This window comes from Pirellulales bacterium, from assembly GCA_035533075.1.
In the GTDB taxonomy this organism is placed as follows: Bacteria; Planctomycetota; Planctomycetia; order Pirellulales; family JAICIG01; genus DASSFG01.
On sequence record DATLUO010000221.1, the window covers coordinates 54887 to 76222 of the forward strand.

Below are 21336 nucleotides of genomic sequence, written 5' to 3' on the forward strand. Positions count from 1 at the left end.
GCCCATCATCGGCGCGATTTTGGATTTTGGATTGGTTGGAATCCAAAATCCAAAATGGTTGTGGGCCGGCGCTCGCAAGCTCGCTGGTCCCACCCTACGTCGTTTACCGTCGTGACGCTTTGGGCTTCTCGGCGGCCACGCCCGCGTCGACCTTCATCACCGGCGTCATACCGGGCAACAACAGCCAGGCCCCGCGCTCCTCGCGGTTTTCGACTTCCGCGATCACGCGGTACTTGTCGCCCGCCTTCAATTCGGGGGCCACGAACACAATCTGCCCCTTGAACTCGACCGAGCGGTTTCCGGTCAAGGTGGCGACGACCGTCACCGGCCGGTCCACAACTTGGGTTTGCGCAACGTCGGCCAGCCGCAAACTTCCCTCGACGCGCACGGTTTTCATATGCACGACGCGGACGATGGGATCGCCCGGATTGACCCATTCGCCGACGTGCCGATAAACCTCGATCACCACGGCGTCGATGGGCGAGAGCACGCGACGACGGTGAATGTCGTCGTCGGCGGCCTCGACCGACGCCTCTTTGACCTTGGCCGTAAGCTTGGCCACGTCCAATTCGAGTTGCGCTTTGTCGACTTCCAGCATGCCCTTTTGCCATTGCAACAGCAGCTTCATCATCTCGGCCTTGGGAGTCGAGCCGGGGGCCTGCTTGTTGGCGTCGCGGTGAGCTTCGAAATCAAAGTGAGCGACCTCTTGGGCCTTGTCGGCATAGCGCACGGAAATGTCGTTGGTTGCCTCCGCCAAGGCCACCTCGTGCTCGGCCTGGGCCACCTTCTTGGCGACTTGGGCCTTACTGTCGTTGATCTGCGCCAACTTGTCGCCGGCCTTCACCTCCGCGCCTTCGCGGACCTTCACCTCGGTGAGCACGCCCGGCTCCTGAGCGGCGACGTCGATCTCCCCGCCGTCGATAAAGGTGACCATCGCGTTGTCGACTTCGAATTGGCCGGCGGCGCGGCGGCCCGGCGATTCGCCATTGTCGGGCCCCGTCAGGGCAAGCGCGGCGGACAAGAACCAAATGCTGGCGGACATGCGTTTTTCCTCACATATTCATCGGGAACAAGACGCGCGACTCCAGGAAGCCGAACGCGTCGTGGAATAACCAATAGCCGACCGATGTGCGGCCGCAGTACACGCGGGCCTTCACGTTCGCGCCCGGACGAAGCAAGGCAGCGTGTTGCTCTTTGTCGATTTTCACCTTGATCATCACGACGCTGCCGTCTTCGCCGTGGACCTCGGCGCTTTCGTGAACCTCGGCGATTTTGCCTTCGTAGTTCGTGCCCGGCTCCGTCGCCAGGTGGTAGGTGACGGGCAGGTCCGGCCCGCGGTCCTTCTGGGCCCACACGATGTGCCCCATGCGGTCTTCGGGCGTGTCGAGCTCGAGCTGCCAGTCTCCGCTGTCGTCGGCCACGGTCAACAGCGCGTCGCCCGGCTTCACGGGCCGCGCGAGCAGGTCTTTTTCGAAGTCCCACGTGGTAATCAGGCCGTCAATGGGACTGGTGATCTTCGTTTTTTCTTTTTTCTCTTCGAGCAGAGCCAGTTGCCGCCGGAAGCTCTTGACTTCCACGTCGTGCTCGGAAATCTCCCGCTCGGCGGCGGATTTGGCGTCTTGATCGTCGTTGCGAGAGACGCGGCTGTTTCGAGCGTGCAACGCCGCGAACAACGATTCCTGCGCATGCTCTAGCTTGCCGCGCACGTCTTCGAGGGCCACGTCGAGATCGGTGCTCTTCATTTCGACGAGTACCTGGCCCTTGTGGACGTGCTGCCCGTGCTTCACCAGTATGCGCTCGATCGTGCCGTCGGTGGTGGCAAACACCTCGCGGCGGACCACCGGCTGCAGCTTGCCTTCGCTGGTGAAGCTGAAATCGATCGGGTAGATGAACAGGAACAGCAGCACCAGCAGGACGGCCACGGAAATGGAAATGGTCTTGGGCAGCGTGCGCGCCTCGACCACCCACTTCGCCTTGCCGATCGTGCGCCACACCGGCATCAAGAACAGGCTGTTGTGCTCCAGCGCGTTGGCCAGCGCCAGCGAGCTATGATCGCAGACCACGTTCACGCGCTGCACCATTCCTTCGCGCGGCCGAGCGTCTTCGATTTGTTCGACCACCAGCGCGCCGATCGTCTCCGGTTCTTCGGCCTCTTCGTCGGTGGGGTCGATCACGGCACGCTTCAAGGGCAGAACGGCCACGTGCTTGGAGTGCGATTCATCGACGTAGGCCTGCACGGCGTCTTCGACCTGCGGGGCCAGGTCGCTGGTGTCGCCCGAATACCACAGCGGCTCACCCGCCATCACCACGGCACTAGTCAGCTTGTTCAGCAGCGCGATGACGTTCGAGCGTTTGTCGAAAGTGTCCTGTCCGCTGACCGCTTCGATTTTGCACTTGCGGCCGTGGCGAATGGCCACGCTGACGCGGTCGCACTCGATCAAGCGGCGGCCCTCGTTGGCGATGGTGTAAGAGGTTTCACGCGGGTCGAGACTAGTGTGGGCCACGCGGCTGAAGTTTTCGAGTTGGTTCCAGAGCGTTTGGCGGTCGGTAAAGTGCCGCAACTGGCGGTTCTTCAGATAATCGCTGGCCAGCTCGCACATCTGCAGCAGGAACTTCAAGTATCCGCGCTGCGTGGTGGGAGGGGCGCCGGGACGCTGAAAGACCTCGATCACCCCCTTCGACTCCTGATCGACCTTGATCGGTCCGAGAATCAGCAGGAAATCGGTGGGGTTGCCGGGCTGGTTTCCGTCGCCTTCGCCCGAATGGGGCGTGATCAGAGCGCCTTCGCCGGCGGCCATCGTCTTTTGCAACAGCAAGCCGTGCTTTTGCAGGTTAGGCTGATTGTCGGCCAGACGGGTTTCGCGGAAATTGATCTGGTATTGCAACTCCAGCGCGCCGCCCTCGCCCAGGATCCAGACCGCGCCGCCGGCCGCAGCCAAGGCCGACACGACCCGGTCGAGGAAGGCGCCATAAAACTCACGAGCGTTGACGTCCTGCTTGGCAAGCTGGGCAATCTCGACCACCAGCCCGCGGATCTGGTTCTTGGTTTGTTCGATGAGATGCGGGTCGACTTGTTCGGTGCTCATGCCGGATGGTGCTCTTCAAGCCTGACGTGCGTGGAAATAACAATATCCCAGGGTTATTCAGCCTAGCCGCTTTCTCGACCCCGGTCTAGCGCTTTTGGCTGTGCAATCATAGTTTAAGCCGTGGAAAAAAGCTCCCAAGACGTCACGACTTGCGCCATCGGCCTTTTCGCTATCGCCGGCAAAGCACAGGCTGCACGCTCGCCGGAGTTGCCCCGGCCGCTCGCGGGAAACTAGACTGGCGTGATGCGGGTCTTGCTGGCGGATTACGATTGGGCCTCGGTGTCGCCGCCCGCGGCGGTCGCTTTTTTTCTTTTGCAACTTGTGCGCCAGACGGCGGTTGCGGGTCATGAACTTCGCAGACTTGTGCCCAATGCTACGGATGCGGGCAAGGACTTCGAGGCGGGTCGCCGCGAGTGGCGGCGACGACTCGACCGCGAAGTGCGGGAATTCGACCCACAAATCGTCCACGTGCAGGGCATCGGCATGATTGGACATCTGGTCTTGGAAAGCGGGCTGCCCTACCTCTTATCGACCTGGGGGCACGAGGTGCCCGAATGTCAGCGGGACGGGCGGTTGTACGATCTTGCGCGACAGGTGTTGGAAAACGCGGGTCGGGTGCTGGTTGACGGGCAAGCGACGCGCCGCGCGGTGGAGGCGGCATTTGGAGAGCCAGAGCGGCCGATTGTCTGCCTGGCCGACCGGGGCTGGCCGGCCATTTCAGCCTTGCCCGCCGAGAAGGTGGCGCCCTCGCTGGATTGGCTGTGGGGGATCTATCGGGAGATTGTGGACCGGCGTGCGGGGATTTTCCAGGGGGAATAGCGACCGTGATACTTCACGCGGCGAGGTGACCGATGACTCCACCAACCGCACGGCGAGGGAGCGTCGGGCACGGCCGGCCAGGAGGTCGTTCGGTTAGCCCTCCGGTGTTAGCCGCTTGTATTCGCCGGCCAGGCAGAGGGAAACGTCGTTGCGATACCCGGGCGATTGGGTTCGACGCATCAATCGTCCTGGGAGAGAGGAATCGCGTCGTTTGCCGACGGAGTGCATAAGGCCCGCAGCACGGCCGGGTCAATCTTGTTCGAGATGGCGTGCGTGTGGCCGTCGGCGAAGACGAACTGCGTGACATTGGCAAGCGGGCCGCCGAAGCTGTTCGGCATCTGGCCGATGCCGGCGGCCGGGTCGCGCCAGTTGACCGGGTCGCCCCACGGGCGAGGCTGAAAGGTGGCTTCGCCGCACAGGATCGTTTTGGCCGCGCCGTCGGTAATTCTGTCGCGCGTCCATTTTCGCGAACCGCCCAACAAGTATGCGTTGCCTGCGTAGCCGGAAAGCCCGTAACCGTTCTTGTCTCGTAGCGGGCCGAGTTTGGGATGCATATAAACCGGCGGATGTTGGCTGAACGCCCAATGGTTTTCCGGGGCATCCCACGGTAGCGACCGATCCAACCGATCGTAAAGAGGCTTTTGTTCGACGAATGGCAGGAGATACGTCTGCCAGCCATGCTGTGGCCAGCCGCCTTGATCGAAGGTTGCGCCAGCCGGAAAGGCGCGGTTGACATCATGGTAGGTCAACAGTCCCAGACCGACCTGCTTCAAGTTGTTATTGGACTGGGATCGGTAAGCGGCCTCCATGGAATAGGTAAAAAGCCGCTGTTTCGAGGTCAGCAGCCATCCGGTTTGGTGGACGATTCCAACAATGCCGATCCCCGATGCGAACATCAGCACGACGCTGCCGATGACGCCGACCGTCCAACGCGGCGACCATCGCTTCGGCGGCTGCCCGTCGCATTCTGGGCGCCGGATGTTCGCGTAAAGCCAGCGCATGAACGCGTGCGTCGCTACGACCAGACCGATAAGGCACAGAGCCCCCGTCGCCAGGCCCGACACATTGAACGTCATCTGAGGAACCACGCGCCTGACGAAGCCAATCCAGCCAAAGCACGCGTAGAACGCGAGGAGGGCCGGGAGCGAAACCCTCCGCAGGCTAAGAGAAGAACGGCCACACAGCAGAGCACCGCCCATATTACGACGCGCGGCGCCTCCATCAGTCAGGTCTCGGCGGACCGTAGGTGAGATCGATGTCGCCCAACCGCCCCACAACGCCGCCCGCCGTCAGTGCTAGCTGCCGGTCATGAAAAACGGCCGGCTCCAACGCCACCAACCGCGTGTCGGCTTTGGCAATTGTCCCGCCGAAAAAGAGATACCTCATGCCAGAGGCGTCAGGCACGCGCCAAAGGTCGTCGGCCAAGCCTGATGACTCGATATCGACGGGCAACTGTCCCTCGTGCTGCTTGGCATATTGCCATAATGCGTCACGGAGCATTGCCAGCTTTTCCAGGCGAGCGGCGTAAACGTGGTCGTCCGCCGGTTTCTCTTCCGGTGGACCGGCTGCAAGCTTGTAAGTCAGCCCGTTCTTTTGCCAAGCGCCGGGCGTCATCAATTCGCGAGCGCCGGAAATCATCGTGAGCACCAACAAAAACATCAGCCCCCAAATCAAGGTCAGCCCAACGGATTTGGCGTAGGTCAGCCGCGGCAAGCGCGCAAGCTCGCGCAGGACGCCATTCCAAAGCAATTGGATAAACCAGGCACAAACGAGAAAGCCGACCAGGAAAAACGAAATGGCCTCCAGCCGGAGGCTGGCGATGTCGGTGAAGGTGAGGCCGGGCATTCCGGCCAGGGCGACGGACGGCACTGCTACGATCGCCAGGACCGCCAGCAGCAGCCTTCGGACATCGCGCTGCGGCACATAACGCAGCGGGCGCGCAAGGACGTAGCAGTTGGATCGTATAGAGTGCGTTGACACATTCCGCCGACGGTTTGCCATCGCGACACCTTTGACAGGCAAGGAAAAACGATGCCAGAGTCATTGTAACATTGCCGGGCGGCTTCGTGGAGCGATCGACCTCGTCGACGCGCACCAACGACAGTTTCACGGGACCAGGTGGGGGGTGATCACCAATTCGTTGGCGATCTCCCCCAACCGCACGGCGAGCCCGCGTCGGGCAAGGCCGGCCAGGAGGCCCGCCGGGCGGTCGTTGCGCGGCGCCAACGGGCGACGCGCGACACGCCGCGAGAGGAGATTCTATGAATCGGAATGAGCCCTTGCCCGACGAGCAAATGCGCAGCGAATACGACCCTTCCATACTCAAGGGCGGTGTTCGCGGCAAGTACTTCCATCGCTACCGAAGCAGGACCAACCTTGCCCTGCTGGCGCCCGACGTTCGCGCCGCGTTTCCGACCGATGAGGCCGTCAACGAAGCGCTGCGGTCGCTGATGAAAGCCAAGGTTTGATATGCCCGTCGCTTTCCGGCCCCAGGCATCGCTCGATGTACGCTGATGGGTCTCCCCTGATCAGCCCTTGCCCGGCCGGCGCCTGGTTCGCCCAGTGTCGGCGGACCCGGCGTCGAGCAATTCGCCGACTTTGATGCCCAGCGCGGCGGCCATGGCAATCAGGTGATCCAGGCCGGGGTTGCTGACCACACCCAACTCGTAAGCGGACCATTGCGGCTGGGTTAGCCCGGCGATCGCCGCCGCGTCGGCTTGCGTTAATCCGGCCGCCTGGCGACGGTGGCGGAGCGATGCCGCAAAGTGCGCCTTGATGCTTCCGGCGACCCGGGGAAGTCGATCGGCCACTTGCGCGCGGCGCGCCTGTACCAAGGCCTCGTACTCTTTGAGTTTTTGGCGCAGGCGCTCGTAGTCGGCCAGCAGTTTGTCGAGCTTGCGCACCGCCGGCAACAACCCAGCGGCTCGGCCTTGCGCTTCATGTGCTGGATATGCTGCCGGCTTATGGACCGCTCGGCGCAAATCTGCGGCATGGGCTTGCCTCGCGCGATGTCGCCTGCCTCTATCAAGGCTGCCGACCCGTTTCGGCATTGTCAGGGCTGCGGCGGGGAGCGAAAAAAGGGGCGCTGCGTCGGAGCAACGGACCACTCGCATCAGCCACGTCGCTAACGGTGGGCCGGCGCTCGCAAGCTCGCTGGTCCCACCCTACCGCGTCGGTGACGCGGGCCGGACTTAGCCATCCGGTGCCAGCCGCTTGTATTCGCCGGCCAGCCAGAGGGGAACGTCGTTGCGATACCAGCGCGAAAACCAACTCTCCTGTGGGCCGCCGGGAAGGTTCGTCCAGGCTTCGTCGCTGCCCAGATCGGTCACGAAATGATAGGAGGGGGCGAACGTCGTCTCACGCTTCGCCGAGCGAAGCAAGTGGCCCTGAAACGGCGTGGCGTGGCAGCCGAGCATCGGCAGCTCCTGCGAGTGCATGCCCAACGCGCGGCCCACGAACTGGCTCTCGAAATAGCGGTTCGTGAACTTGAAGGCGTTGGTCTGCGACCAGGGCTGATCGACTTCGCCCGACAGCTTGGCCGCCGCCGTGCGAATCAGCTTTCCCTTCTCGCCGCTCTGCCACCACAATGACTCGTCCTTTTTCAACAGCCGGTCGATGCAGGTGACCACCATCATCGAGAAGCCGGCCCGCGAGCAAAGATAGAGCACCCGCCGCCAGCCGATGCCCTGCCCGAAAACCTCCAACAGCACGTTGCGGAAAAGCCGCTGAAACAGCGTGGCCTCCGTACTTTCCGGGTTGTATCGGCAGTCCCAGCCGGCCAGCCGCTCTTTGATCGCTCCCTCCGGCAGGTGCGGCAAAAAAACTTGCAGCAGATCGCGGGCCTGCGTGCTCACCACGTCGTATTGCACCGATTGCATGTCGCTCAGCGTGGCGCCGCTCAGCTCGCGGAGCCGTTCGTCGATGCGCCGGCGGCGATAATCGGGCAACACCTGCGAGACGAGCCGCGGGCCGCCCGGCTGGTTGATGTCTTCGTTGGCGCTGGCCACGTAGCCCTCCGGCGGATCGTAGAGCCGCGGCAGCTCGGCCGTCGGCACCCAGCCTTGCCAATGGTTCGCCGGGTCCCAGGCCGGTATCGGCAAGATGCCGCTGTAGGGCGGCGGACGGCGCGGAAAGCGGCCGTTGGCCTGCCAGCCGATGTGCCCGTCGCGGTCGGCAAAAATCCAGCACAGCGTCGGCTGCGGACAGTCGCGCACCAGGTCCATCGCTTCGCTCGTGCCTTGGCAAGCGGCGAGGCGCAGCCAGGTGGCGATCGAGCCGCCTGCCCCTTCCGAGTCGCCCGACCAGGCCGTCGACAGGCAAAGTCCGCTGCTCGGGTCGGGCTCGCACTCCAGCGTGCCGACCTCGTTGAAATAAACCGGCATGATTTCGGCGTCGTCGCCCTTGCGCTCGATCCGTTCCAGCCGCACGTTGAAGTCGTGCCACTCGTCGCCGCGCCGATACTGCCACCCGTCGCCGCCCGGCCGGCAATCTTCGATGAAATAGTCGGAGATGTCGCCCTTCAGGTAAGTGACGCCCCAGGCCAGGCGTTCGGTGCGTGCCACGGCGAACAAGGGGCAGCCGGGCAGCGTGGCGCCCATCAGGTAGTGGTCGCCCCACTCAAGCACGGCTTCATACCAGATGGCCGGCAAGCGGTTCACCTCCAGGTGCGGATCGGAGGCCAGCAGGGCATGGCCGCTGGCGCTGCGGCCCGGCGCGATGGCCCAGGCGTTGCTGCCGGCCAGACGCGGCAAATCGGTGATCCGTTCCAGAGCTTCGTCCGAGAGACGGCTGGCGATCTTGATCCGCTCAAGCAGGTCGAAGTCGGCGTGGTCCAACAGCGGCGAAAAAAGCTCTCGCAGCTTGTCGCGATCGACGCCCGCCTGGATCAACTCCAACAGCAGCCGCTCGTTCTGCTGCTGACTGACCACCAACCCCGCGTAATTGAGCAGGTTGCCGATCAACAGCACGGCCTGCTGGTTCCAGGGGTGCGGACGAAAGCCCACGGCCCACATCGGCAGCGAGCGGCCGCTCGTCTTCATGCCGTCGTTCACGCCTTCGCAATAGGCCGTCAGATAGCCGAAGATCAGGTCGTCGAGCCGGGCGATCTCGCGCTCCAGGTTGCGGTCGAGGCCGATGCGGCGGAAGAAGCGATCGGTCTCGACCAGTTCCGGCTGGTTGGCGATCAGCTCGGCCGAGCGTCCCCCGGCCGCGGCCCGCGAAAAGAGCAGTTGCGTGGGCCGGTCGATCGCGTGCAAATAGCCCAGGCCATAGAGGGCGCTGGGCCAATCGCCGGCCGTGACGTGCGGCACCCCATGGTCATCACGGGCAGCGGAAAACTTGCGGCGGGCGTGCTTGATCCGCAGCGGTTTCATTAACCCTTTCGATGGCGAATCTTGGAACGCATGCGGCGTTTCTTGCGGCCGATCTTGCGGCGGCCCTTGCCGGTCTTCTTGGTTCCCACGCGTGACTCCTGACAGGTGAATGAAATCGCAAACGTGCATCCTAACAAATCGGCCCGCGTCGGCAAGACGGACCCATTGACCGAATTCTCGTCCAAAGCTATAACCTCCAATGGATCAACAGAGAATCTCGGTTGATTCAGAGCCACACGCATCGCACACCCAATTCTTGAGCGTGGAGAGTTGTTGATCGGATAACCGTTTCTTTTTCGGGGCAAGAGCAGGAACGCGTAGGATGCACGTTCGCTCGACAGACGCCGGCCTGGAAGTGCTGGCGCCCGCCAAACTGAACCTGTTTTTAGAGGTGCTCGGCAAGCGCAGCGATGGGTTTCATGAGATTGAAACGCTCATGTACCCCATCGCGCTGTTCGATACTCTCGTCTTTCGTGATCACGCGAGCGGCGAGATTCGCTTGACGTGCGAGCAAACCGGCGTGAGCCGGGCCGATCGGCTGCCCGAAGGCGCCGATAACCTCGTGGTCCGCGCCGTCGATCTGCTGCGCCGCAAGCTGGGCCTGACACGCGGCGCGTCGCTGCACCTGGTGAAGCGAATTCCCTTGGCGGCGGGACTGGCCGGCGGTTCGAGCGATGCGGCGGCCGCGTTGTTCGCCGCCAATCGAGTCTGGCGGCTGGGCTTGGCCCGCGATGAACTGGCGCAGGTGGCCGCCGAGCTGGGCAGCGATATTCCCTTCTTTTTGCACGGCGGCCCGGCAGTCTGCCGCGGCCGCGGGGAGATCATCGAACCGGCGGCAGGTCTCGGTTCATTGCACTTTGTGGTGGCCCGGCCGCCCGTGGGGCTGGCGACGGCCGACGTCTATCGCGCTTGCCGGGCTTCGACGGAGCATCGGCAAGTGGCCGGCCTGCTGGAGGCATTGAGGCAGGGGTCGCTGGCCAGCGCGGCGTGTTGTTTGCACAACGCGCTGCAGGCGGCGGCGGAGAGTCTGTCGCCCTGGATTGCCCGGCTCAGCGACGAGTTTGGCCGGCTCGATGTTTTGGGGCATCGCATGAGCGGCAGTGGAACGAGTTACTTCGGTTTATGTCGGCACGCACGCCATGCACGGCGGCTGGCCGCGATGTTGCGGGCTCGTGGCGTAGGGCGGGTCTACGCCGTTCAAGGTACGTGCTGATCGACCGGCGAAGGAGAAGGCCGTGGAAATCACTGAGGTGCGCATTAAATTGGTGGACGAGGCCGGCGAGCGTCTGCAAGGCTTCTGCTCCGTCACGTTCGACCACTGTTTCGTGGTCCGCGATCTGAAGATCATCGACGGCAGCAACGGTCCTTTTGTGGCCATGCCCAGCCGCAAGCTCACGGCGCATTGCCCAGGCTGCGGCTCGAAGAACCACCTGCGGGCGTCGTATTGCAACCAATGCGGGCAACGCCTCAAAGACGACCGCGTGGCCAAAGACGAAGACGGCCGGGCGAAGCTGTATGCCGACATCGCTCACCCGATCAACTCCCTCTGCCGCGAGATGATCCAGGAGGCGGTGATTCGCGCCTTCCGCGAAGAGATCGAGCGCGCGAAGCTTCCCGGCTACGTCTCCAGCTACGACGATTTCGACGATCTCGACTACGACCGTCCCGCACGTCGGCCGAAGCCGGCGGCGGCCGGCGTCACGTCGCGCAACGGCGAGAAAGCGAAAATCGAGCCGGCCCAAGCGGTGCCCCGCGCGCCGCACACTCCGGCTCCGCAACCGGTGGCGCCGGCGGCGAAGCAGAACAGTTTTGGGGCGGGGATCTGGTGAAACTATACTTCACGCGGCCGAGAATGAGACATTGCCGGTGGCTGGGGCAGAGTCTGGCCAGGTGGAGGATGGCACTTCGTTCATCTCCGCGGCCAGACGATGCCCCGGTGCGTCCAACCGGGGCATCGCTTGGCCGCCACGCCGTTGATGGGCGCCAGCCGCTATCTGGCCACGCTCTGCCCCAGCCACCGCTTTTGCTCGCGGAAAATGTCTCATTCTTGGCCGCGTGAAGTAACATCGTGATGAATTCCTGGAGGCTTGGAATGAATACTTCAGCTAAATTGGCGAGGGCTTATGTGCCAAGCACCGCGCTCGCTAAATCGCTTGAATTTGACGATGACATGATGCGCGTTGTGTTCATGGACGGACGGGTGTTGAGCGTTCCCCTGGCATGGATCCCCTCTTTGCGTCAGGCAGCGCCGGAGCAACGTGTACGCTATGAAATCGGCGGTGGCGGCGTCAGCTTGCACTGGCCTGACCTGGACGAGGACATCTCCATCGCCGGTTTGATGGCGGGCGTCGACCGGCGTTCTGCCTGAGCCGGTACGTTGCTTGCTCTGAAACCGGACGCCTCATCGTGGTGGGCCTGCGCTCGCAAGCTCGCTGGTCCCACCCTGCGCCGCTGGCGGGACGCAACGCTACGCCACCCACTTGGCCAGCGCAAACGCCGCGGCGGCGGCGATGCCGCCCACGAGCAGGGTTTGCAGCGCACTGCGAATCGGCCGCGCGGTTGTGAACCGGCCCTTGATATAGCCGAACACCAACAGGGCCACCAGCGTCAGTACGATCGAGCCGATCAAGCCGGCTTCCACCGAGCGATGCAGCATGTAAGGCACGAGCGGCACCAGCCCGCCGGCGATGTAGGACAACCCGATCGTCCAGGCGCTGGTCTGGGCACGCCGCGGATCAGGCTCTTCCAGACCGAGCTCGAACCGCATCATGAAATCGACCCAGCGGTCCCGGTCGGCACGGATCGAGGCCACAATGGCCGTCACGCTCGTTTCGTCCAGCCCGTAGCCGCGAAAGATTTGCCCCACTTCGGCGGCCTCTTCGTCGGGCATCTCCACCGTCTCGCGCTCCTCTCGGGCCCGCTCGGCGGCAAAGTGCTCGACGTCGACCTTGGCCGCCAGGTAGCCGCCGAGTCCCATCGCAACGGCCCCGGCCACAATCTCCGCCATGCCCGCCGTCACGATGATCTTCGTGTCGCTCACGGCGCCCGAAAGGCCGGCCGCCAAGGCGAAGGGCACGGTCAGCCCGTCGGACATGCCGATCACGATGTCGCGGACCGTGTCAGAAGCCGTAAAGTGTTGTTCGACGTGATGGACGGACGGCATAAGAGGGTTCAGGGTTCGGGGTTCTCGCTACTGCGCCAACGGAATCGGCGGTGTGGGCAACGGCGTTACGGTGGGCGTGGGGGCCGCGGCGGGCGGGCCGATCGGCGGCGTCGGAATCGATGGTGCGGCGGGCGACGTGGGGGCGATGATCGGTATCACGCTCGGGCCGCTGGGCAGAAAAGGCAAGTGCGGCAGTGTGCCCCTGTATCGCAGCATGTTGTTGGCAAACCCGGAGTGAAACGGAGCGATGTGAAAAACGCCTTCCACAAACATCAGCGCGATGATGTTTTCGGCCACCAACACGCGGCTCTTGGGCACCAGCACCACGTCGGAATCGTTGATCCAGATTTCATCGGCCGGACAAGGGCGGTGGCCGTAGAGGCTGCCGCGCAGATCGAGTTGTGTGGCGATCAGTCGCCAGTCGTCGCCGCGGCGGAAGATCACGGTGTGCCACAGGTTCCCGCCGTAGTTCCAGCCGCCGGCCAGAGCGATGGCCTGCATCACCGTGGTCGGCGCCACCAGCTCATAGCGGCCGGGGCGGCGGACTTCGCCCAACAGATAGACGTATCGCGGCGCCCGTGTCACCAGCACCGGTGTGATTTCGACGCCGTCGATCTGCTCGGCCACCCGCGATTCGATTTCGCGCTGGGTCTCGGCCAGCGTCAAACCCTGCACCGACACGGATTGAACCACGGGCAACTGCACCGTCCCTTCCGGCGTGACCGTGGCCCGGCGGGTCTGCCCGCCTTGCCCGAAGCGGCGGTCGATCGACGCCCGCAGATCCTCCAGCCGTGAGTTGAGCTTGAGCGGCGTGATGGTGACGGTCGGCTGCTTGTAGTACTTCGAGTAGCGCTCTTCCGCGAGCGAACGGAGCTGCGGCACGGTGAGCCGCGCCGTGTGGACGGGGCCGGCCAACGGCAACGTGAGGTTGCCGTCGGCCTGGATTTCCAGCTCGCTCGTCAAGGTCGGATCGGCCAACAGCTCCAGGCGAACTCGGTCGCCGACTTTCAGGCGATATGCCCGAGAGGTCGGCATTCGCGTCAGTCGAAACACGAAGTCGAGCACGTCGCCGACGCGGAGACGATATTCGCTGACGTGTGCCGTGCGGGCATGGCCCAGGTATTCGCCTTGGGCGTACCGCTGCCAATCGACGGGTCGGGCATCGGGCCAGCCCATTTCGCCGCAGGCCCCGGTGGCACAATCGAGACCTTTGACGGGATACGGCGCCGCCGGGCCGAGGGCTTGGCAGAGCGTAACGTAGCCCGCTTGCTCCGCAAGCGGAACGGCGTGGCGAGCGAGATCGTTTTCAGTATGGAGGATTTGCCGAATTGGAACGTCGTTCCGCTCGCGGAGCGAGCGGGCTACGAGCGCAAGCGGCATGCCCACCACAGCCACGGCCAGCGCTACAAGGCACAGCCATTCTAAGCGGCGAAATCTGCGTTCCATCGCGTCGTTCGGTTCCCTCATCGTATCTGCGCAAAACGTCCCTTATCGGAATCGACCTCCACGGCGAGCGCGGCGCAGCGAAAACTCGCCGTCGCAGCCCGCGGCCAAGCAAATCCGGTTTCATCGTCAGGCCTTAGCTGCACATCGGCGGCAGAAACGCTAAACTTTTCCCAGGTTCCGATTCCGCCTTAGCGATACTCCTTGCCATGAAACTCGGCCTCATCAACTCCGCCTGGGTGCAAGCCGATCAGCCGACCGTCTTCGGACTGCGTAAAACCAAAGAGATCGGCTTCGACACCGTCGACCTCTTCGTCGATCCGTTGGAGATCGACGTCCGTGAGCGGCGGCTGATCAAGAACGAGTGCGACCGTCTCGAACTGCCGATCGTCTCGCTGGCCTGCGTCGCCGTCGGGCTGATCGACTTCAACCCCGCCGTCCGCAAATTCCACCTGTCGCGCGCCCGCGCTTATCTCGACCTGGCGTACGAATACGAAGCGAAGAACGTACTGCTGGTGATCGGCGAGTATATCTGGAACAAAGAGGTGATTCCGCCCGACGAGCAATGGCGGGCCGGCGTCGAGACGGTGCGCGAGCTTGGCCAGCGGGCAGGCGAGTTGGATCTCGAAATCGTGCTGGAGCTGGAACCGTTTCCGCTCTCGCTGGTCAACAACATCGACACGATGGTCCGCTTCCTCGACGACGTGAATTCGCCGTCGGTGAAAGCCAACATCGACATCTCGCACCTCGTGCTGTCGAAGGTGGCGCCCGAAGAATTGCGGCGGCTGAAGGGACGGGCGGGCCACGTACACATCTCCGATTGCGACGGCGAAGTCCACGGCGACCTGCCGCCCGGCCGCGGCGTCGTGCCATTCGAGCCGTACCTGCGCGAGATCAAGCAACTTGGCATCGACGGGGCCGTTTCGGTGGAACTGGAGTATTCGCCCCAGCCCGAACGGATTGTCGAATGGGTCGAGGAAGCTTATCGCGAGACCGACCGCCGCATGCGTGCGGTTGGGCTGCGGACGTAGGGTGGGCCGGCGCACGCAAGCTCGCTGGCCCCACCCTACGAATGACCACGCACCCAATCCGGCACTCGCTGCAGCCGGCCCTCGCGATCGACGCAGGCCAACACCGAATGTCCTTCGGCAATCAACTCGTCGCCGCGGAAAAGCTGGTATTCGTGCTCGATCTTGGCGGCGGTCACGCGCTTCAGCCGCGTGCGCAGCCGCAGCAGGTCGTCGTAGCGGGCGGGCCGGCGATAGCGGCACGAGACATCGACGATGACCATGAAAATGCCCCCCTCTTCCACCCGCCGATAGTCGTGGCCGTTGGCCCGCAGCAGTTCGGTGCGGCCCATCTCGAAGTAGGTGAAATAGTTGGCGTGGTGCAGCACGCCCATGGCGTCGGTTTCCTGGTAACGCACCCGGATTTCGATTTCGTGTTCGTCGATCATTGACTCCCAGCGGCGTGGTAGCTTATAGTTATGCGGCTTTTCAGGCCGTCTGTCCGGCCGTGGAAAGCACGCACCATAACCGCCGACGGCAAGTTTTGCAAAAGGGCTTTTTCAGCCACCGCGTCGAATGAGCGACTATTATGAGCATCGGTGAAGGGACCGGCATCGACATTCCCACCGCGCGCGGCCGCGACTACCCGTCGATCCGTCAGTTCACGGTGTTTCTCGAAAACCGGGTCGGGCAGCTTCTGGAAGTCGTGCGGCGGTTCGAGGGGAGCAAGGTCCGCATCGTGGCCTTTTCGATCGTCGATTCGGCCGAGTGCGCGTTTGTGCGGTTTTTGCTCAGCCATCCCGAACAAGGCCGCGAGATTCTGGAGCGTGCCGGGCTGGCGATGATCGAGAGCGACCTGATCGGCGTGGAGTTGCCTGACGGCCCGCAAGCACTGCTCAAAGTCTGCACGGCCCTGTTGCAGGCCGAGGTGAACATCATCCAGGCCTATCCACTTTTGCTTCGCCCGCACGGCCGGCCTTGCGTGGCCCTGATGGTCGACAACATCGAGATGGGGCTGGAGACGCTGGCCAACAAGGGCTTCACGATGATCAATGAGTTGGACCTGGAGGAGAATGAGTAAAATGAGTAAGGCGACTGGGCGAGCGACGTTCAAATGATTTCCATTAGCCTTGGTGAGTTGCTCTTCGCCGCTTTATTTGTTGTGATGCTCGCTCTCTGCCTCCTCTGGAAGCAGGCGATTGCTCCCTGGATCTTCGTGTCCGGTACGCTGCTATTCGCGTACCTGGCCGCGTCAGTTTTGCTGGGTCTGTCATTCCCGTACCGTACCTGGAATATTAGCATCTACTGTGTTTTCTTCGTCGCATGTATTTTGACGGCTTGCGGCGGTGCAGGTTGCTTGGTGCGCGTAGTTCGTTTTTTGAAAAGCAAAGGGAAGCATGCAATTTGATTGGCCGGCGATCATTCTCCGCTGGATGCACCTGCTGGCCGCGATCACCGCGGTGGGCGGCACGGTGTTCATGCGCTTTGCATTGCTGCCGTCGGTGAGCGTTTTGTCCGACGATCAGCGTAAGGCCCTGCACGAGCAAGTCCGCTCGCGGTGGGTCAAGTTCGTGATGGGGGCCATTCTCTTTCTGCTCGTGAGCGGCTTCTATAACTTCTTTCGCCGGCTCAACACGCTGCCGGCGGATTACAAGGGACTTTACCACGCCCTGTTTGGCGTCAAGTTCCTTTTGGCTCTGGTCATTTTCTTCATTGCCAGTGCCCTGACGGGCCGTGCCGCGGCCTTGGCCCCCATCCGCCAGAAGGCGAAGCTTTGGCTCACAGTCAACGTGGTGCTGGCACTGATCGTGGTCTGCATTTCGGGCGTGTTGCGTTTCGTTCCGACCGGTGCCTCGCCGCCGGCAAGAGCCCAAACCTCGCAGGAAGCCCAGCCGCATTCGGTGCTCCGTCATGGATAAGAAAGCGAAGAAGCGGATCGACCTGCTGAACCAGCGATTGCAGAAGCTGCGCATGCAGCTTGCCGGCGCCCGCAAGCAGATGGACGATCCCGAAGACGTGAAGAAGCTGGAACGCGAAATCGAGCAAGTCACGGCTGAGCTCGAAAAACTCAAGCAGAGCGGGTGAGGGGATTTTCGATTTTGGATTCTCGATCGGCCAATCCAAAATCCAAAAGCCAAAATCGCTCGTCCTGTAACACTTCCGCCCCATCCCGCGTCATACTACTGGCAGACGCGAAAAACAGGAGCGGCGGATGGCGCCCGACGATTCAAATAGCCGTCGCGACAGGGTGTTGGCGGCCCTCGATGCTTATGAGAGTCGCTTGCTGCGCTACGCGCAGCGGCTCAGCGATGGCGACGTGAATCTGGCCCGCGACATCGTGCAGCACGCCTTTTTGCAACTCTGTCGCCAGCCGCCGCACGAACAGAACGGGCGGTTGGGGTCATGGCTCTACGCGGTCTGCCGCAACCGGGCCATCGACCTCAAACGCCGCAATTTCCACTTGGAGCCGTTTGCCGGTGATGAGCGCGACGCGCCGGGCCGCGAGGTCGATCCTGCCGATGAGTTGGAAACTCGCGATGCCGGCGAGTTGGTGCGCCGGGCGATGGAGACGTTGCCCGAACGGCAGCAAGAGGTGGTGGCCCTGTGGTCCGAAGGTTTCGCCTACCGTGAGATCAGCGAGATCACTGGGGCGACGGAGAACTATGTGCGCGTGATGGTCCATCGGGCATTGCAAGCGCTGCGCGAGCATCCGCTGTTGCAACGCCTGATCGCCGAGGAGGCTGGAACACCAGTGAAGTGATATGCCAATGAAATTAGCTACCGCCGCGCCCGAGTTTAAAAGAGGCGAAGGGTGGACGCCGTCTTTAGAAACCAGCGTCACCAACCGCCGGGCAAGCCGGCGGCATGATTTCGAAGGCTCACGAAGAGGCTGGCTCCGAACAAGACTCGCCGCCGCTCAGCGACAGCCTGGAGAGCCGGCTTCAGCCGGCTTTTACGGTTTGCCACCAGCTTTAGCTGGTGGGCGGCGCCAAGATTCATTCGTTTTTATTAGCCGGCTTCAGCCGGGCTTCTCAAGGCTGGCTTTAGCCCTTGCGAAAGAACGCACCGTTCAAGGGCTGAAGCCAGGGTGGAGAAGCCCGGCTGAAGCCGGCTCAAAGCATTTCGCGTTTTGTCACCAACCACCAGCTAAAGCTGGTGGCAAGCAATCAAAGCCGGCTGAAGCCGGCTCACTTGATCAATACCCATCGGACCACTGCCGCGACTTAGCGGAGCATCAACCATGAACCAAGAACCCGATCGCGACGAATCCCTTCCCAACGACTTGACCGCCGGCCCTTCCGCCAATGGCGAACTGCACGACGGCGAATCGTTGTTGACGGCCTACGCGCTGGGCGAGCTGGCCGATAGCGAGCGTGCCGAAGTCGAATCCCGGCTGCACGAATCGGCCGAAGAGCGGTATACGGCCGAGCAAACGGCACGCCTGGGCAAATTGCTGCGAAAGTTGACGGTGGAGTCACCGCTGCCGGAGCGGTCGTCGGAGCTGCGCGAAGCTGTGTTGGCCGCGCTGGAAAGTCCGCCGCAGTCGGAGCGGCCTGTGCATTTGCCCGACCGCTATCCTCGCCGCCGCTTCTGGCTGCCGTTCAGCCTGGCCGCCTCGCTGCTCGTCACGTGTGGCACGCTGTTCGGTTTGATGAAGCCGAAGCACGCCGAGAAAGTCGTGGCACAGGGCGAGAAAGTGCGCGTAGCGTATGGTCCGCAAGGCTCTGACGTTACTGATCTTGCGGCGATTGACAAGGCCGATGAAGCCGTACAAAACCGTGCGACTTATGAGCTCGAGTCGCGGACCGATGTCCCAGGGCAATTTAAGCGTTCTAACCCGCCGCGATCGATCGATGAGATGGGCGCGGCTCCGACCATGACTCCCAACGTTGAACTCAGACTTGAGGGACGGCCTTCACCAGCGAAGTCAACGCTGCTGGCAAAGTATGGCGTCGCACCGGTTCCTGCGGAACCGCCCCAGGTACTCACACAAGGCGGTGATGTAACGTTTCCGCAACCCCCGGGCTCACAGCGCAACCTCCCAGGCCAGGCACGGCCAGGGCTATTCGATACTGTGGCTAACGGCGGGTTCGCGGGCGGCATGCTCGGTGGCGGCATGCAAGCGGGCCGCGGTGAGCAACGCGGCGGAAAGCAAAGTGGCGGGCAGCGTAGCCAAGATGAACAACAAGCGATGGACAGGAGCGTATCGCGGCTGTCTCGGCGTGACGGCGAGTTTCGTCATGGCCGCGACGCACAAGGCGGCCAAGCAGAAGTCACTAAGGCGGAAGCCGACGTGGCAACGGCCAAGGCAAGCCACGAGTTCCGTGTGAAGTCCGGCTTCGCGAACGCGCAAGCCCTGGCAGCCCACGACAGCATTGTTGTTCCCAACACCGAATCCTACGCCGCCCTCGTCGAAAACCCCTTCCTCAAACCCACCGAGCATCCGCTCTCGACGTTCTCGGTCGACGTCGATACGGCCTCGTACACCAACGTGCGGCGGTACTTGAACTCGCACGTCATGCCGCCGCCCGATGCCGTACGAATCGAAGAGCTGATCAACTACTTCCAATACGATTATCCCCAGCCCGAAGGCGAGACGCCGTTCTCCATCACCACCGACGTGGCCGATTGCCCGTGGAACGCCGAGCATCGGCTGCTGCGGGTGGGACTCAAGGGGCGCGAGGTGCCCGCCGATCAGCGGCCGGCCGGCAACCTGGTGTTTCTGCTCGACGTGTCGGGCTCGATGGACGCCCCCAACAAGCTGCCGCTGGTCAAAGAGGCCATGTATCTCTTGATCGACAAGCTGACCGAGAACGATCGCGTGGCGATCGTCGTCTACGCCGGCAATTCGGGCCTGGTGCTGCCGCCCACCAACGGCACGAACAAGGCCGCCATCCGCCAGGCCATTGGGCAGCTTACGGCCGGCGGCTCGACCAATGGCGGGCAAGGGCTGCAAATGGCCTACGACACCGCCCAGTCGCAGTTCGTCAAGGGCGGCACCAATCGCGTCATCCTGGCCACCGACGGCGACTTTAACGTGGGCGTCGTCGATCCCAACGACCTGGTGCGGCTGATCGAAGAGCGGGCTAAGAGCGGTGTGTTTCTCAGCGCGCTGGGCTTCGGTATCGGCAACCTCAAAGACGGCACGCTGGAAAAACTGGCCGACAAGGGAAACGGCAACTACGCCTACATCGACACGCTGGCCGAGGCCCGCCGCGTGCTGGTCGAGCAGTTGTCGGGCACGCTGGTGACCATCGCCAAAGACGTGAAGCTGCAGATCGAGTTCAATCCGGCCCAGGCCGCCGAGTATCGGCTGATCGGATACGAAGACCGCGTCATGCCGCACCAGGATTTTCACGACGACCGCAAAGACGCCGGCGAGATCGGCGCCGGGCACACGGTGACGGCGCTGTATGAGATCGTGCCGGCCCAGCGTGCCGTGGGTCCGGGCGGCGAGCCGCTCAAGTATCAGCGGTCCGGGCCTCCGACGCCCGCGGCTGACGGCGGCGAGCTGGCCACGCTCAAGCTGCGCTATAAAGATCCGGAGGGCCAGCAGAGCCGGCTGCTGGAGCACGTCATCACCGATCGCCGACCGCGGCAGGTCGCGGCCAGCAGCGATCTGAACTTCGCCGCGGCCGTGGCGGCCTTCGGCATGCTGCTGCGCGAGTCGCCCTATCGCGGCGACGCGACGTATGCCAAAGTGCTGGCGCTGGCCGAGCAGGGCCTTTCGGGAGACCCCAACGGCTATCGCTCGGAGTTCATCGAGCTGTTGCGGCAGGCACGCGAGATTTCGGGCAAAGAGTGACGTGGTGGATTCCGGGACCCGCTTCGGCCATACTATTTGGCAAGCAGGAGCGGTGCCGAAGCCATGACGAAAGAAGGTTGGGTCAATTTGCAGGAGATTGCTCGCTTCACCGTGTTTGGCGCGGTGGTGGGCGCGGAATTGGGCGCGGTGATGCCGACGACTTCCTGGGCGCCGGCCGCGCTCGAAGTCGGCTGTCCCTTGTTCGCCGCGATGGCCATGACGGCGGGCGGATTCTACGCGCGGGTGTTCAACAAAGAGAACCACGTGCGCGGCGGCATGATCCTCTGGCCGGCGATCAATTTGATCTGGGGTTCGGCGGTCGGCGCGCTGGTCGTGTCGCTGGTGCTGTCGTGGCCCGGAAGCGTGGCCGGATTTGCGGTGGGCTGGCTGCTTGGGCCGTTGATCTATCGCGAGCGCCGGCTGCTGGTGGCGTCCTTGGCCGCCGTGGCCGGCAGCTTGTTTTACACGCTGGGCACCGCCACCGACGCCTCGCTGGCCACCACGGGGCGGGCCGCGCTGGCGGGCGCCATCGCCGGACCGATGTCGGTCATGCTGTACGGCCTATTGGGCAGCATCTTCGTGCATCGCCGCCGGGACGAAGACCCATCCGTTGAAGAGGAAGGGAGTGAGGGGGAGCCGT

The 21336-nt window shown here is 63.2% G+C and carries 22 protein-coding genes; 13 read left to right on the forward strand and 9 right to left on the reverse strand.

Annotated elements, in window-relative coordinates; translation table 11 throughout:
- Positions 1–103: 103 nt before the first annotated feature.
- Positions 104–1042, reverse strand: a complete 939-nt coding sequence (locus tag VNH11_28430; protein HVA50315.1) for an HlyD family efflux transporter periplasmic adaptor subunit — start codon at positions 1040–1042, stop codon at positions 104–106.
- Positions 1043–1052: 10 nt separating this feature from the next.
- Positions 1053–3086: a biotin/lipoyl-binding protein gene (locus VNH11_28435; GenBank protein ID HVA50316.1), complete on the reverse strand. Its 2034-nt coding sequence runs from the start codon at positions 3084–3086 to the stop codon at positions 1053–1055.
- A 243-nt stretch (positions 3087–3329) separates the two neighbouring features.
- On the opposite strand from VNH11_28435, the gene VNH11_28440 reads away from it, so the two are divergent.
- Positions 3330–3905: a glycosyltransferase gene (locus VNH11_28440; GenBank protein ID HVA50317.1), complete on the forward strand. Its 576-nt coding sequence runs from the start codon at positions 3330–3332 to the stop codon at positions 3903–3905.
- A gap of 179 nt (positions 3906–4084) precedes the next feature.
- Here the strand turns inward: VNH11_28440 and VNH11_28445 are convergent, their stop codons facing one another.
- Positions 4085–5104 (reverse strand): DUF1559 domain-containing protein, encoded by a 1020-nt coding sequence (locus VNH11_28445; protein ID HVA50318.1) that lies wholly within the window; start codon positions 5102–5104, stop codon positions 4085–4087.
- A gap of 22 nt (positions 5105–5126) precedes the next feature.
- On the reverse strand, positions 5127–5906 hold the full coding sequence (locus VNH11_28450) for a hypothetical protein (GenBank protein HVA50319.1): 780 nt from the start codon (positions 5904–5906) through the stop codon (positions 5127–5129).
- Positions 5907–6166: 260 nt separating this feature from the next.
- On the opposite strand from VNH11_28450, the gene VNH11_28455 reads away from it, so the two are divergent.
- Positions 6167–6373 carry a hypothetical protein gene (locus VNH11_28455; protein HVA50320.1) on the forward strand — a complete coding sequence of 69 codons (207 nt, stop codon included), beginning with the start codon at positions 6167–6169 and terminating at the stop codon, positions 6371–6373.
- A 60-nt stretch (positions 6374–6433) separates the two neighbouring features.
- Here VNH11_28455 and VNH11_28460 read toward each other — a convergent pair whose 3' ends face one another.
- Together VNH11_28460 and VNH11_28465 are read right to left on the reverse strand one after the other, a co-directional pair.
- Entirely contained in the window at positions 6434–6820 is a 387-nt protein-coding gene (locus VNH11_28460; protein ID HVA50321.1) for a helix-turn-helix transcriptional regulator, read from the reverse strand.
- 276 nt (positions 6821–7096) lie between these two features.
- The gene (locus tag VNH11_28465; GenBank protein ID HVA50322.1) at positions 7097–9277 is read right to left on the reverse strand and encodes a penicillin acylase family protein; all 2181 of its coding nucleotides are present in this window, start codon (positions 9275–9277) and stop codon (positions 7097–7099) included.
- Between the two features lie 322 nt (positions 9278–9599).
- Between VNH11_28465 and ispE the strand changes: the two genes are divergently transcribed.
- From ispE to VNH11_28480, 3 genes are all read left to right on the forward strand, one after another.
- On the forward strand, positions 9600–10490 hold the full coding sequence (gene ispE, locus VNH11_28470; GenBank protein ID HVA50323.1) for a 4-(cytidine 5'-diphospho)-2-C-methyl-D-erythritol kinase: 891 nt from the start codon (positions 9600–9602) through the stop codon (positions 10488–10490).
- Positions 10491–10512: 22 nt separating this feature from the next.
- Complete coding sequence (locus tag VNH11_28475) at positions 10513–11106, forward strand: SpoVG family protein (GenBank protein HVA50324.1); 594 nt, start codon at positions 10513–10515, stop codon at positions 11104–11106.
- 263 nt (positions 11107–11369) lie between these two features.
- The gene (locus VNH11_28480) at positions 11370–11645 is read left to right on the forward strand and encodes a DUF2442 domain-containing protein (GenBank protein ID HVA50325.1); all 276 of its coding nucleotides are present in this window, start codon (positions 11370–11372) and stop codon (positions 11643–11645) included.
- Positions 11646–11744: 99 nt separating this feature from the next.
- On the opposite strand, the gene VNH11_28485 is transcribed toward VNH11_28480, so the two are convergent.
- Complete coding sequence (locus tag VNH11_28485; protein HVA50326.1) at positions 11745–12440, reverse strand: VIT1/CCC1 transporter family protein; 696 nt, start codon at positions 12438–12440, stop codon at positions 11745–11747.
- 27 nt (positions 12441–12467) lie between these two features.
- On the reverse strand, positions 12468–13886 hold the full coding sequence (locus VNH11_28490) for a polysaccharide biosynthesis/export family protein (GenBank protein HVA50327.1): 1419 nt from the start codon (positions 13884–13886) through the stop codon (positions 12468–12470).
- A 206-nt stretch (positions 13887–14092) separates the two neighbouring features.
- Between VNH11_28490 and VNH11_28495 the strand changes: the two genes are divergently transcribed.
- Positions 14093–14914, forward strand: coding sequence for a sugar phosphate isomerase/epimerase (locus VNH11_28495; protein HVA50328.1), 822 nt, complete (start codon positions 14093–14095; stop codon positions 14912–14914).
- A 35-nt stretch (positions 14915–14949) separates the two neighbouring features.
- Here VNH11_28495 and VNH11_28500 read toward each other — a convergent pair whose 3' ends face one another.
- The gene (locus tag VNH11_28500) at positions 14950–15339 is read right to left on the reverse strand and encodes a thioesterase family protein (protein HVA50329.1); all 390 of its coding nucleotides are present in this window, start codon (positions 15337–15339) and stop codon (positions 14950–14952) included.
- A 140-nt stretch (positions 15340–15479) separates the two neighbouring features.
- On the opposite strand from VNH11_28500, the gene VNH11_28505 reads away from it, so the two are divergent.
- From VNH11_28505 to VNH11_28535, 7 genes are all read left to right on the forward strand, one after another.
- The gene (locus VNH11_28505; GenBank protein HVA50330.1) at positions 15480–15971 is read left to right on the forward strand and encodes an acetolactate synthase; all 492 of its coding nucleotides are present in this window, start codon (positions 15480–15482) and stop codon (positions 15969–15971) included.
- A 33-nt stretch (positions 15972–16004) separates the two neighbouring features.
- Positions 16005–16298, forward strand: a complete 294-nt coding sequence (locus tag VNH11_28510) for a hypothetical protein (protein HVA50331.1) — start codon at positions 16005–16007, stop codon at positions 16296–16298.
- Positions 16288–16809 carry a hypothetical protein gene (locus VNH11_28515; GenBank protein ID HVA50332.1) on the forward strand — a complete coding sequence of 174 codons (522 nt, stop codon included), beginning with the start codon at positions 16288–16290 and terminating at the stop codon, positions 16807–16809. The genes VNH11_28510 and VNH11_28515 overlap by 11 nt, the downstream gene beginning before the upstream one ends.
- The gene (locus tag VNH11_28520; GenBank protein ID HVA50333.1) at positions 16802–16975 is read left to right on the forward strand and encodes a hypothetical protein; all 174 of its coding nucleotides are present in this window, start codon (positions 16802–16804) and stop codon (positions 16973–16975) included. The genes VNH11_28515 and VNH11_28520 overlap by 8 nt, the downstream gene beginning before the upstream one ends.
- A gap of 127 nt (positions 16976–17102) precedes the next feature.
- A complete protein-coding gene (locus VNH11_28525; GenBank protein HVA50334.1) occupies positions 17103–17651 on the forward strand; it encodes a sigma-70 family RNA polymerase sigma factor in 549 nt (182 codons plus the stop codon).
- Between the two features lie 480 nt (positions 17652–18131).
- A complete protein-coding gene (locus VNH11_28530; GenBank protein ID HVA50335.1) occupies positions 18132–20696 on the forward strand; it encodes a von Willebrand factor type A domain-containing protein in 2565 nt (854 codons plus the stop codon).
- 63 nt (positions 20697–20759) lie between these two features.
- Positions 20760–21336 (forward strand): hypothetical protein (locus VNH11_28535; protein HVA50336.1); only part of this gene is annotated, 577 nt, incomplete at its 3' end.